The sequence below is a fragment of the Pseudomonas sp. L-22-4S-12 genome, assembly GCF_009799935.1.
Taxonomy (GTDB): Bacteria; Pseudomonadota; Gammaproteobacteria; order Pseudomonadales; family Pseudomonadaceae; genus Aquipseudomonas.
On record NZ_WELL01000002.1, the window covers coordinates 319,920 to 332,473 of the forward strand.

A 12,554-nucleotide genomic window follows, 5' to 3' on the forward strand; every position below is an offset into this window, starting at 1 on the left:
AGTGTACGGAAGAAGCGCAGGCGCGCAAACGGCCTCGGCATTTGCCCGGGACCGGCCCGGCGGCGATGCTGGGGTGGATGTCGGCAGGTTGGCGGCCAGCGGTTAGGCGAGCAGGGCGCTGGCAAGGCTCATTCGTTACTCCTGCTCAGCGGCGGACCACTGCTGCAGCTCCTTGACCCGCGCGCGGCTCTCGTTCAGCGGCTTGTCCAGGGCCTCCTGGTAATCCTCCAGCCAGCTGCGCGACCCGGCGATCATGCCGGCCAGGTCGCGCATGCCGAGCTTCAGCGCGGCCAGGCTTTCCTGGTAGCTGCGTTCCTGGCCGATCAGGGTCTTGGCCACCTGCTGCACGGTGGCGCGGTCGGCGGCGCTGGGTGCATCAGTGGCGTTGGCCGCCGGGCTGAAAGCCGGGACGGGCAGGCCGCCCTTGAGCAGGTCGAACAGCTTCTGCTGGTTCTGCGCCTGCTGCTTGAGGCTGGCGACCTGCTGATCCAGGGTCTCCAGTTTTTTCTCCAGGGCCGCGACGCTGGCCTGGCTGGCGCCCTGTTCGGCGGCTTCTTCGCCGCCGCCGAGCAGGCCGAGCAGCAGGAGCCCGAGCAGGGCCAGCAGCAGGCCGCCGCCCAGGGCGTAGATGAGCAGGCGGTTGAGCTTGGCGGATTGCTCCAGCAGTTCGATGCGTTGCAGGTCGCTGAGTATCTCGTGGATACCGGCTTCGCTGTCCTTGCTCATGGCGCTTCACCTTGTTCTGCTTATTGTCGGGGTATCGGCTTGCTGGCTGTCAGTGTGCCACTATTTCGACGTCAGCTTTACCACGTATTTGTACACTAGCCGCGCCGTAGCCAATCGGCGCTCAGAATGAGACCAGGATTCGCCCCAGCAGCTCCATCGCCTGTTCACTCTGGGCATCCCAGGGATGGCCGTGGTTGAGCCGCGCGCAGTTGCGAAAGCGCCGGGTGGCGGAGAAGATCGGCCCCGGCGCCAGGCTGATGCCCTGGGCCAGGGCCAGCTGGAACAGCTGCAGCGAATCGACCTGCTCGGGGAATTCGAACCAGAGGAAGTAGCCGCCGCTGGGCCGGGTGACCCGGGTGCCGGCCGGGAAGTGCCGCGCGGCGGAGGCGAGCATCGCCCCCTGCTGGGTTTCCAGGGCGTGGCGCAGCTTGCGCAGGTGGCGGTCGTAGCCGCCGTGCTGCAGGTAGTCGGCAATCGCCGCCTGGGCCGGCACCGAAGGCGAGATGGTGGTCATCAGCTTGAGCCGGCTGATCTGCTCGGCATAACGCCCGCCGGCTACCCAGCCGACCCGGTAGCCCGGCGCCAGGCTCTTGGAGAACGAGCCGCAGTGCATCACCAGGCCGTCCGTGTCGAAGCTCTTCACCGGCTTGGGCGGCTGGCTGCCGTAGTACAGCTCGGCGTACACGTCGTCCTCGATCAGCGGCACCTGGTGCTGCTGCAACAGTGCGTACAGCGCCGCCTTCTTGCTGTCGCTCATGCTCGCGCCGAGCGGGTTCTGCAGGCTGCTCATGAACCAGCAGGCCTTGATCGGCAGACTGGCCAGGCGCTCGGCCAGCACGTCCAGGTCGATGCCCTCGCGCGGGTTGACCGGGATTTCCACGGCCTTGAGCTTGAGCCGCTCCAGCACCTGCAGGGTGGCGTAGAAGGCCGGTGCCTCAATGGCCACCAGGTCGCCGGGGCTGGTCACCGTCTGCAGGCACAGGTTCAGCGCTTCCAGGGCGCCGTTGCTGATCACCAGCTCGTCCAGCGGCAGGCGCACGCCGGCGACCATGTAGCGCAGGGCAATCTGCCGGCGCAGGTCGGGGTTGCCGCTGGTCATGTCGGCGATCACCGCATGGGCCGGCATGTCGCGCAGGGCGTGGGCCATGGAGCGCGCCAGGCGCGGTAGGGGAAACAGCTGCGGGCTGGGGAAGGCCGAGCCGAAGGGCACGGTGTGCGGGTCTTTCAGCGAGCCGAGCACGGAGAACACCAGCTCGCTGACGTCGACCTCGGTGGTCTGCGCCGCCTGCGCGCTGGTCTCCGGTTCGGCCAGGGAATGCCGCGCCAGTTCGCGGACGAAATAGCCGGAGCGCGCTCGCGCCTGGATCAGCCCGCGGTCTTCCAGCAGGTAATAGGCCTGGAACACGGTGGACGGGCTGACCCCGTAGGTGCGGCTGGCATGGCGCACCGAGGGCACCTTCTCGCCGGGGGCGAGCACCCCGGCGCGGATCAGCTCGGCTATCTGGTCGGCGAATTTCTCGTAGCGCTTCATCGTATCCGTAGGTGCGGCCGGTGGTGGGCCACAGTCTACGGCGAGTTGCCGGCGCACGCTCGTCAGCGCCTGGCCGGGGCGATAAACATGCTCTGGGTCTGCGCGCTTTCACCGGTGTTGGCCAGGTTGCTGACCTCGAAACGAATCGGCATGGCCGTCGCGCTGGCCTGCTCGGCGAGCTGCACCAGGGTCACTGGCACGTCGAGGATTTCCCCCGGGGCCAGCAGCAATTGCCGGGGTGCGTTCAGGCGCAGGCCGGGGCTGTCGACCAGGGCCAGGCGGTAGCGCTGGGCCTGCTGGGTCTTGTTGATGATCTTGAGGCGGTAGGTGTTCTCGATCTGCCCGGCGGCGTTCTCGCGGTACATGCTGCGGTCCTTGGCGGCATCGATGGACACCAGCGAGCGCGCCTGCAGGGCCCAGGCGAAGGCACCGATCATCAGCGCCAGGGCCACGCCGTAGCCGACCAGGCGCGGGCGCAGCCAGTGGGTCTTGCCGCCTTGCAGCTCGCGCTCGGAACGGTAGCCGACCAGGCCTGTGGCATAGCCCATTTTGTCCATGATCGAGTCGCAGGCGTCGATGCAGGCGGCGCAGCCGATGCAGTCGATCTGCAGGCCGTCGCGGATGTCGATGCCGGTCGGGCAGACCTGCACGCACATCTGGCAGTCGATGCAGTCGCCCAGGCCCTCGGCCTTATGGTCGCTGCCTTTGCGGCGCGGGCCACGGCCTTCGCCGCGCTTGGCGTCGTAGGCGACCAGCAAGGTGTCCTGGTCGAACATGGCGCCCTGGAAGCGCGAGTAGGGGCACATGTGCACGCAGACCTTCTCGCGCAGCCAGCCGGCGTTGAGGTAGGTGGCGGCGGTGAAGAACAGCACCCAGAACAGCGTGGCGCCGTCGATCTGCAGGCTGAGCAGCTCTACGCTCAGTGCGCGGATCGGCGTGAAGTAGCCGATGAAGGTCAGCGCGGTGAGCAGGCTGACCGCCAGCCAGATGGCGTGTTTGGCACTGCGCCGCGTCAGTTTGCCCAGCGACCAGGGCGCGGCGTCCAGCTTGACCCGCTGGTGGCGTTCGCCCTCGGTGACTTTTTCCGCCCACATGAACACCCAGGTCCACACGCTCTGCGGGCAGGTGTAGCCGCACCAGATGCGCCCGGCCACCACCGTGGCGGTGAACAGGCCGAAGGCGGCGATGATCAGCAGCGCCGAGAGCAGGATGAAATCCTGCGGCCAGAAGGTCGCGCCGAAGATGTAGTAGCGGTGCTCGGCCAGGTTCCACAGCACGGCCTGGCGCCCGTCCCAGTCGAGCCAGGCGGTGCCGAAGAAGATCAGGAACAGCAGGCCCGCCCCATACAGGCGCAGATTGCGGAAACGGCCGCTGAAACTGCGGGTATGGATCGGCCCGCCGGCCTGGGACGGCGTCAGCCGCACAGGCTGGCTGACGTCGATGGATTCCACGATCCGCGCGGGGATGCGTTCGCTCATGACAGATGCCTCATCAAGCTTTTCTAAGATGGGGCTATGGTCGGCGCGTCAGCGGTTACATAACAGATTCAGGTTGAACGATAAAAAGCGGATCAGATGGAGCCCAGGTGCCTCGGTCGGGTAACTGGCTGCGCTGTTGGATGGACAGTTTTCTGAATGCAGTGGGTTCTAACCGGCGTTTGCGCTTGCTTGCGGCCATGCGCGGCTTACTCGCATCAATGTGCGGCTGTCTCCGGCCGCATTCTGATCTGCATCCACAGCTCCGTCTGGCACTCATCAAGCACATCGGTCAACTGCACCAGGTTAGGGGGCGACTTGGCCAGGAAAAGCGGCACGATACCCACGCCCAGCCCCAGGCTGACCAACTCAAGCACCGTCAGGATGCTGTTGACTCGGTACGTTGGCGCGACCTTGGGGAAATGCCGTTTGTGCCACAATGCCGAAGGGTGTTCGGGCAGCGCGTCGTCTGGAGCCACCCAAGGCGCCTTGCCTGCCTCGACATCGGCATAGCGCGTGATGTCCCCCGTGCTTCACGGCGAATAACGCCACCCGAATGGGGCCGACATGCTTACCTACCAGGTGTTGCGGTGGCCGCTTGGTGGCGCGCACGGCAATGTCTGCATCGCGGCGCGCCAGGCCTGGCTAGCTCACTGCCGGTGTGCAGCTCAAAGCACAGCAGAGGGTGCAGAGCCCTGAGGTCTTTAAGCGCGGGGGCCACCAAGCCATGCAGGATCGTATCGGTCGTGGTAATGCGCACAGTGCCGGAAACGTCTTCGGGGCGCAGCTGTGCGGCTGATCGCGCGGATTCCAGCGCTGTTTCCTGCAGTTCAGCGTGCTCGGCCAGTGACTGCGCCAGTTCTGAAGGTTGGTAACTGAGCTACTGTTGAAGCCACTCTCGTGGGCTCGCTCCAACCTTTCGACGAAATGCCCTGGCTAGCGCCGAAGGGCTTTCATAGCCCACTTCGTCGGCGATCAGCCCAATGGGACGTCCTTCCCGAAGTCGCTTCTGGGCCAGGCTGACCCTCCAGCTGAGCAAATAATCTGCCGGGGTTTTCCCCACCACCTTGCGGAACTGGGCTGCAAAGCTCGCGCGAGACATATTTGCTGCGCTTGCTAATTCACCCACCGACCAGGGTTTTGCCGGAGTGTCATGCATCAGGGTAATGGCCCGTGCCAGCCGCAAATCAGCCAGCCCTGCCATCATCCCCGTAGGCAGGCTTTGGTTCGCCATCATGTGTCGAAGGAGCTGGATCACCATCAGCTCGAACAATCGATTGAGGACGACATCACGGCCACATTCGTCGCCGAAGGCTTCTTCAAACAACCAGTCGAGGCTGCCCGTGAGGCCCGGCAGTTCACGCAGGGGCTTGACGATATAGTCCGGCAAGGCAAGGGTCAGCGGGTTATCGGCACCGCCATCAAAGAATAAGGTGGCACACACCAATTGGGCTTCGTCGACCTCTGTTGCCACCAGCTGATGTTGTTGCGGGCGAGCCACGAGCACCAGGCTCGGCTCTGCCAATTCGATGAGCTGATTGCGCTTATCCCTGAAGGTCAGGCGTCCCGAGCGCAATAAGTGCACGTGGCCGTAGCTGCCGTGGCCGTAGAGGTCAGTGGTGCCACAAAAACCGCCCTGGTGGAATGTGGCGGCATGCAGGTTGAAGTGTTTAAGCAGTGTGGATAGACGGTCCATTGCAGGCTCGATTTAGACGATCTGTTGCATAACATCGACGATCTGAAGCCGAAAATAAAGTCGTGGTCCCTAATATGAGTTCCAAGCTTGATCGACAAGCTCGTTGCTCAACCTACTGGAGAACACCCATGACTCGTATCGCCGCTCTCACTCTGGAACAGGCACCCGCTGGCTCACGCGCTTCCCTCGAAGGCATCCAGAAGGGTCTCGGATTTATTCCCAATGCCTTTAAAACATTGGCGCATGCACCGGCTGCATTGACTGGCTATCTGGCTCTGGCGCAAGCCCTGGGCAAGAGCTCACTGAGCGCTGCCGAACGTGAAGTTGCAGCGCTGGCGACCTCGCAAGTCAACGGCTGCGACTACTGCATCGCGGCCCACTCGTTCTTCGGTGCGAAGACCGGTTTGGGCGAGGACGACATTCGCCAGGCCCGCTCAGGCAAGCTGAGCGCAATTGCCACGCTGACCCGGCAGATCACCGAGAGCCGCGGCCAATTGACTGATGCTCAGATAGCCGCTGCGCACGAAGCCGGCCTTGCCGATGGCAAGATCGTTGAAGTGGTCGCCCAGGTGGCGCTGTTAACCCTGACCAATTACCTGAACAACATCGCTGCCACCGATATCGACTTCCCACCGTTGGCACACTGAGAGGGCCATCACCATGAGCCAAGTGACCATTTACACCACACAGCATTGCCCGTACTGCCTCAACGCAAAAAGTCTGCTGTCGCGCAAGGGGGTCAAGGCGGTCGAAATTGACGTTGAGACCTCACCCCAGCGTCTCGCGGAAATGCTGCAGCGCTCCCAGCGCAGAACTGTCCCGCAGATATTCATTGGCGACAGGCATGTCGGTGGTTTTGACGATCTGGCTGGCCTTGAGCGCAAGGGCGAACTGGATGCCTTGCTGCATGCTTGATGTTCTGATGTGCTCAGGCTGGCACCACCATCCTGAGCATATCTTTTGCGCTTTTGACTCAGCACAGCCAAACGCAGGGTCGAAAAGGCGCAACAGGCCTCGGCGCTTTCCCGTGGGCGCCTAGAGCCGCAGTCAGGTCTTGGTCTGAGTGGAAGCCACGCAGGGTGCATTCAATTGGCATAACAGTAGTTGGCGCGATAAATTATCGGCAACTGTCCTATGCTGCTGGAGAACGCCATGGCCACGCAAGACCCTTGCGCCGAACTGCTGCTCGATAACCAGCTGTGCTTTGCCCTGTATTCGACTTCGCTGCTGTTGACCAAGGTCTACAAGCCGCTGCTGCAGGAACTGGGCCTGACTTACCCGCAGTACCTGGCGATGATGGTGCTCTGGGAAGGGGATGGCATCACCGTCGGCGATATCAGCATCCGCCTGTTGACCGACCCCGGCTCCGTCACCCCATTGCTCAAGCGCCTGGAGGCTGAAGGCCTGCTCAAGCGCACTCGCAGCAGTGTCGACGAGCGTGTGGTCGAGCTGTTTCTCACCGATAAGGGCCGCGATCTGCGCGAGCAGGCCAAGCGCATCCCCGGCTGCATTCTCACCGCTACCCAGCAATCCGCTGCGGAACTCGGCGCCCTCAAGGCTGAACTGGTCGCTCTGCGCAGCAGCCTGCAACAGGCCGTGTAAGCACCCGGGCGACGAGCCGGTCGCCCGCGCCGGCAGCCTCGCCGTCCACATCGTCCTTAGGCGTTAATTCCCGCGCCGCTCAACGATTTCGCCCCGCCGCCCCGCTCGCAAACAACGCGCAACAGCCCGTCATTCCTCGCTTATGCCTGAGTAGGGCAGCGCTTATCGCTAAATTCTTAGAAATATATCTTGCGCGCTAAATTTATTGGTACTAGAGTTCGCTTCGTGGAACTGATTAGCGCGCAAAATATTTGCGCGAAGCGGCAACAGAGATCGGCAGTTATCTGCACCTGATCCAACAACCCCGAGAGTCGTGGAGAACCGTAATGAAAACCCTGATTGCCTTCACCGCCCTTGTTGTTCTTTCCGCCCCGGTTCTGGCTGACGACAGCCAGGCAGACGGCAAAGGCCTTTACCCGCACTGGTTGATCAGCCACGAAGGTTGATCGCCAGTGGACACCGCAACGCTCTAAAAAAACCCAGTCAAACAGCTCAAGAGGATTACCACCATGTCGATTCAAACCATTGCTTACCGTGCCTATGCAGAAGCCACCGGCGGCCGTGACGGCCGTGCCATCTCCTCCGACGGCGTGCTCGACGTCGCCCTGACCACTCCGAAAGAACTCGGCGGTGCCGGTGGCCAGGGCACCAACCCGGAGCAGCTGTTCGCGGCGGGCTACTCGGCCTGCTTTATCGGTGCGATGAAGTTCGTCGCTGGCCGCGACAAGCTGGCGATGCCAGCCGACGCCTCGATCGAAGGTGTCGTGGGCATCGGCGCGATCCCCAACGGTTTCGGCATCGAAGTCGAACTGCGCATCAGCCTGCCGGGCATGGACCGCGAGCAAGCGCAGACCTTGATCGACCGTGCGCACATCGTTTGCCCGTACTCCAACGCCACCCGCGGCAATATCGACGTCACCCTGACGCTGCTCGACTAGGCCTTGGCCTGACTGCTCAGGCTCAGTACCGCAAGCCCGGTGCGGAGCCTGACAAAACAGTTGAGGCGCTCTATTGCCCGCGCTCTGTGTGCCGAAGTACGGACTGATTCTCAGTCTGTCGCATCACCAATCTGATTCAGAGAAAGGAATTCATCATGCGTACTTTCGCGTTGCTTAAAACCGCTATTACCACCACCGCCCTGGCCTTGGGTGTAATGAGTTCTGCATTTGCAGCGCCAAGCGCCGGCGACAAGCCAACAGTCGTACTGGTGCATGGCGCATTTGCCGAGTCCGCCAGTTGGAACGGGGTCGCCACGCAACTGTTGGCCCAGGGCTACCCGGTAATAGCCGCCGCGAACCCGCTGCGCGGGGTCAAGTTCGATGCTGACTACGTGGCCAGTATCGTCGAGCACACCAGCGGCCCGGTAATTCTCGTCGGCCACTCCTATGGCGGCTCGGTCATCACCAATGCCGTGCAGGACAACGCGAACGTGAAGGCCTTGGTGTATGTCGCCGCATTCGCCCCCGACAAAGGCGAGACTGCCGTCGAACTGTCTGGCCGTTACCCCGGCAGCACCCTGGGGCCAACCCTGGGCGCGCCCGTGACCTTGCAGGACGGCAACAAGGACCTGTACATCCAGCAGGGTAAGTTCGCCCAGCAGTTTGCCGCCGATGTCGCCGCGCCCGAAGCGGCGCTGATGGCGGCAAGCCAACGCCCCATCACCGAACACGCCCTGCATGAAGCCTCAGGCGATCCGGCCTGGAAGCAACTGCCGTCCTGGTTCATCTATGGCTCGGCAGACAAGAACATTCCGGCAGCTGCGCTGAAGTTCATGGCAGAGCGCGCCGGGTCGAAGAAAACCGTGACTGTCCCTGGAGCCTCGCATGTGGTGATGACCTCCAACCCAGAGAAAGTCGCGGCCTTGATCATTGAAGCTGCCGAACAAACCGCCAACTGATCCCGGGGTTAACGCCCAGCCATGGGGCTTTTAACGCCCCATGGCCCAGCCCCAAGGTCAGGCGCTCGTCACGGCGTGATCAGCCGTTGTCCCGCTGAGAACGCCCCTGGTGGCCTATCCCGATCTGAATCGCCACGATCTCATTCAAGGAGCAATACCATGACCCGTATTCTCGTTTCCGGCCTGCTGGCTCTCGCGGTCAACAGCGCCTTCGCTGCCGGTAGTCCCGGAGTGGAAACCACCACTCAAGGTTTCCTCAATGCCCTCGCCGCTGGCGGTGGCACGCCGTTGGAGCAGATGACGCCCCAAGACGCCCGCGCCGTATTGGTCGGTGCGCAGGCTGGGGTCAAGGTTGATGTGTCCGGCATCAAGGTGGTCGACAAGACCATCGAGGTCGGTGGCCAGTCGATCCAGCTCAAAGTGGTCCGTCCAGCCGATGCCAAGGGCACGCTGCCGGTCTTCATGTTCTTTCACGGCGGCGGCTGGGTACTCGGTGACTATCAGACCCACGAACGCCTGATCCGAGACCTGGTGGTGGGCTCTGGCGCTGCGGCGGTGTATGTCGATTACACCCCGTCACCGGAAGCCAAATACCCGACCGCCATCAACCAGGCCTACGCCGCCACCCAATGGGTGGCGCAGAACGGCGCGCAGATTGGTGTCGACGGCAAACGCCTGGCGGTAGCCGGCAACAGCGTGGGCGGCAACATGGCCGCAGTGGTCAGCCTGCTGGCCAAGGACAAAGGCACCCCGGCGATCAAGTTCCAGCTGTTGCTGTGGCCGGTAACCGACGCCAACTTCAACAATGCCTCCTACAACCAGTTTGCCGAGGGCCACTTCCTCAGCAAGAGCCTGATGCAGTGGTTCTGGAACAACTACACCACGGATCCGAAACAGCGCGCCGAGATCTACGCCTCGCCGCTGCAGGCGTCGGTAGAGCAGCTGCAAGGCTTGCCGGACACCCTGGTGCAGACTGCCGAGTTCGACGTACTGCGTGACGAAGGTGAAGCCTATGCGCGCAAACTGGATGCAGCCGGGGTCAAGGTGACCTCCGTGCGCTACAACGGCATGATTCACGACTTCGGCTTGCTCAACGTGATCAGCCCGATCCCAGGCACGCAAAGCGCCATGCAGCAAGCCGCTGCCGCGCTGAAAGCCAAGCTCAAGTAACCTGAAGCACGATCAAGCGCCCCAGTACGTTCAGCGTGCTGGGGCGTTCTGCTGTGTAGATTTTTCTTGGTGCTCGCTTGCGGCGACTCTCGGCGGCTGACACCTCATCAATCAGCGCACTATGCCGCTCTGTTTTCTCCCGCTGTAGAGCAGCCTCACAGCATCTGCTCCGTATTTTAATCGCCGATCTGAGTCTGTTCTGTTTGCGTCTTGCCAGGCCATAGTCCGCTACTCTTGAACCCGCCGTGCGGGTGGTTGATGAGGTGGCGGGATGTATCAGTACGACGAATACGACCACGCGCTGGTGCGCGAGCGGGTCGCCCAGTTTCGCGACCAGGTGCAGCGGCGCCTGAGCGATGAGCTGAGCGAGGAGGAGTTCCTGCCGCTGCGCCTGCAGAACGGCCTGTACCTGCAGAAGCACGCCTACATGCTGCGGGTGGCGATTCCCTACGGCACCCTGTCGTCGAGCCAGTTGCGCACCCTGGCGTGGATTGCCCGCGAGCACGACCGCGGCTACGGCCACCTGACCACGCGGCAGAACATCCAGTTCAACTGGATCGAGCTTGAGCAGGTGCCGGACATCCTCGAACGGCTGGCGGCGGTGCAGATGCACGCCATCCAGACCTCCGGCAACTGCGTGCGCAACGTCACCACCGAGGCCTTCGCCGGGGTCGCGGCCGACGAGATCCTCGACCCGCGGCCGCTGGCGGAAATCCTCCGCCAGTGGTCGACGGTCAACCCGGAATTCCTGTTTCTGCCGCGCAAGTTCAAGATCGCCCTGTGCGCAGCGGCCGAGGACCGCGCGGCGGTGCAGGTGCACGATATCGGCCTGCAGCTGTACCGCGACGCCAGCGGCGAGTTGCTGCTGCGCGTGCTGGTCGGCGGCGGCCTGGGGCGCACGCCGATCATCGGCGTGCAAATCCGCGAGGGCCTGGCGTGGCGCCACACCCTGAGCTACGTCGAGGCCATCCTGCGCGTATACAACCGCCACGGCCGGCGCGACAACAAGTACAAGGCGCGCATCAAGATTCTGGTCAAGGCCCTGGGCATCGAGGCCTTCGCCCGCGAGGTGGAGGAGGAGTGGGCGACGATCAAGGATGGTCCGGCCGAACTCACCGAGGCGGAATACCAGCGGGTGGCCGCGCACTTCCAGCCACCGGCCTACGCCACCCTGGCCGATGGCGGCGTGCAGCCGCTGGAACAACCACACGACCCGCACTTCGCCCGCTGGTTGGCGCGCAACGTGCGCCTGCACAAGGTGCCGGGCTACGCCAGCGTGGTGCTGTCGAGCAAACCGGGTGCGGCGTTGCCGCCGGGTGATATCACCGCTGCGCAGATGGACGCGGTGGCCGACTGGGCCGAGGCTTTCGGTTTCGGCGAAATTCGCGTGGCCCACGAGCAGAACCTGGTGCTGCCGGATGTGCGCCAGACTGAGCTGTATCACCTCTGGCAGCTGGCTACGGCAGCGGGCCTGGCCACGCCAAACATCGGCCTGCTCAGCGATATCATCGCCTGCCCGGGCGGCGACTACTGCGCGCTGGCCAACGCCAAGTCGATCCCCATCGCCCAGGCCATCCAGCAGCGTTTCGAGGACCTCGACTACCTGCACGACATCGGCGAGCTGAGCCTGAACATCTCCGGCTGCATGAACGCCTGCGGCCACCACCATATCGGCAACATCGGCATCCTCGGCGTGGATAAGAACGGCAGCGAGTGGTACCAGATCACCCTCGGTGGCGCCCAGGGCCACGGCGCGGCGCTGGGCAAGGTGATCGGCCCAGCGTTCGGCGCCGACGAGGTGCCGGCGGTGATCGAGGGCCTGATCCAGGTCTACCTGCAGCAGCGTGCGGTGGGCGAGCCCTTCGTCGACTGCGTGGCGCGCATCGGCCTGGAGCCGTTCAAGCAGCGGGTCTACCGCCAGCAGGAGGTGCCGGCATGAACAACCTGATCAGGCTGGTGGATGGCGCGGCGCGGCTGGTTGACGACGACCCCTGGCAGCTGCTGCGCGAGGGCCTGGAGCCGGCCGGGGCAGGGCCGCTGATCGTGCCGCTGGCGCAGTGGCTGCAGCGCCGCGACCCGGCACAGGGCCTGTGGCTGGCGCCCGACGATGACGCCGAGAGCGTGCGCGGGTGGCTGGCGGAGCTGCCGCTGATCGCCGTGGACTTCCCGACCTTCCGCGATGGCCGCGGCTACAGCCAGGCCTACCTGCTGCGTACGCGCCTGGGCTGGGGCGGCGAGCTGCGGGCGGTGGGCGATGTGCTGCGCGACCAGCTCAGCCATATGCGCCAGTGCGGTTTCGACGCCTTCGCCGTGCGCGCCGACAAATCGGCGCAGGACGCGCTCAAGGGCCTGGCCGGCATGAGCGTGCTCTATGGCCGCTCGGTGATCGAGCCGCGGCCGCTGTTCCGCCGCCGTTGAGCGTACCCTGCCAAAGCGCGGCGTGGCCGGCTTCCGCGC

The 12,554-nt window shown here is 63.9% G+C and carries 13 protein-coding genes; 8 read left to right on the forward strand and 5 right to left on the reverse strand.

Annotated features, from left to right (window positions below; genetic code table 11):
- Window positions 1–135: 135 nt before the first annotated feature.
- From F3I16_RS08070 to F3I16_RS08090, 5 genes are all read right to left on the reverse strand, one after another.
- Window positions 136–726, reverse strand: coding sequence for a hypothetical protein (locus F3I16_RS08070; protein WP_160493202.1), 591 nt, complete (start codon window positions 724–726; stop codon window positions 136–138).
- Window positions 727–847: 121 nt separating this feature from the next.
- Window positions 848–2,257 carry a GntR family transcriptional regulator MpaR gene (gene mapR, locus F3I16_RS08075; protein ID WP_160493203.1) on the reverse strand — a complete coding sequence of 470 codons (1,410 nt, stop codon included), beginning with the start codon at window positions 2,255–2,257 and terminating at the stop codon, window positions 848–850.
- Between the two features lie 62 nt (window positions 2,258–2,319).
- Window positions 2,320–3,735, reverse strand: a complete 1,416-nt coding sequence (gene ccoG / locus F3I16_RS08080) for a cytochrome c oxidase accessory protein CcoG (protein ID WP_160493204.1) — start codon at window positions 3,733–3,735, stop codon at window positions 2,320–2,322.
- A 215-nt stretch (window positions 3,736–3,950) separates the two neighbouring features.
- A complete protein-coding gene (locus F3I16_RS21065; RefSeq protein WP_218573171.1) occupies window positions 3,951–4,211 on the reverse strand; it encodes a substrate-binding domain-containing protein in 261 nt (86 codons plus the stop codon).
- A gap of 401 nt (window positions 4,212–4,612) precedes the next feature.
- Window positions 4,613–5,428, reverse strand: coding sequence for an AraC family transcriptional regulator (locus F3I16_RS08090; RefSeq protein WP_160493205.1), 816 nt, complete (start codon window positions 5,426–5,428; stop codon window positions 4,613–4,615).
- Between the two features lie 128 nt (window positions 5,429–5,556).
- On the opposite strand from F3I16_RS08090, the gene F3I16_RS08095 reads away from it, so the two are divergent.
- The 8 genes from F3I16_RS08095 (at window position 5,557) to F3I16_RS08130 (ending at window position 12,515) form a co-directional block, all read left to right on the forward strand.
- Window positions 5,557–6,075, forward strand: a complete 519-nt coding sequence (locus F3I16_RS08095; RefSeq protein WP_160493206.1) for a carboxymuconolactone decarboxylase family protein — start codon at window positions 5,557–5,559, stop codon at window positions 6,073–6,075.
- 13 nt (window positions 6,076–6,088) lie between these two features.
- Window positions 6,089–6,343, forward strand: a complete 255-nt coding sequence (grxC, locus tag F3I16_RS08100) for a glutaredoxin 3 (RefSeq protein WP_160493207.1) — start codon at window positions 6,089–6,091, stop codon at window positions 6,341–6,343.
- Between the two features lie 237 nt (window positions 6,344–6,580).
- On the forward strand, window positions 6,581–7,030 hold the full coding sequence (locus tag F3I16_RS08105; protein ID WP_160493208.1) for a MarR family winged helix-turn-helix transcriptional regulator: 450 nt from the start codon (window positions 6,581–6,583) through the stop codon (window positions 7,028–7,030).
- A 509-nt stretch (window positions 7,031–7,539) separates the two neighbouring features.
- The gene (locus tag F3I16_RS08110; protein ID WP_160490376.1) at window positions 7,540–7,968 is read left to right on the forward strand and encodes an organic hydroperoxide resistance protein; all 429 of its coding nucleotides are present in this window, start codon (window positions 7,540–7,542) and stop codon (window positions 7,966–7,968) included.
- A gap of 155 nt (window positions 7,969–8,123) precedes the next feature.
- Complete coding sequence (locus tag F3I16_RS08115) at window positions 8,124–8,927, forward strand: alpha/beta fold hydrolase (RefSeq protein WP_160493209.1); 804 nt, start codon at window positions 8,124–8,126, stop codon at window positions 8,925–8,927.
- Window positions 8,928–9,086: 159 nt separating this feature from the next.
- On the forward strand, window positions 9,087–10,097 hold the full coding sequence (locus F3I16_RS08120; protein WP_160493210.1) for an alpha/beta hydrolase: 1,011 nt from the start codon (window positions 9,087–9,089) through the stop codon (window positions 10,095–10,097).
- 271 nt (window positions 10,098–10,368) lie between these two features.
- On the forward strand, window positions 10,369–12,036 hold the full coding sequence (locus F3I16_RS08125; RefSeq protein ID WP_160493211.1) for a nitrite/sulfite reductase: 1,668 nt from the start codon (window positions 10,369–10,371) through the stop codon (window positions 12,034–12,036).
- Window positions 12,033–12,515, forward strand: a complete 483-nt coding sequence (locus F3I16_RS08130; RefSeq protein WP_160493212.1) for a DUF934 domain-containing protein — start codon at window positions 12,033–12,035, stop codon at window positions 12,513–12,515. Before F3I16_RS08125 ends, F3I16_RS08130 begins: the two co-directional genes overlap by 4 nt.
- Window positions 12,516–12,554: the final 39 nt, after the last annotated feature.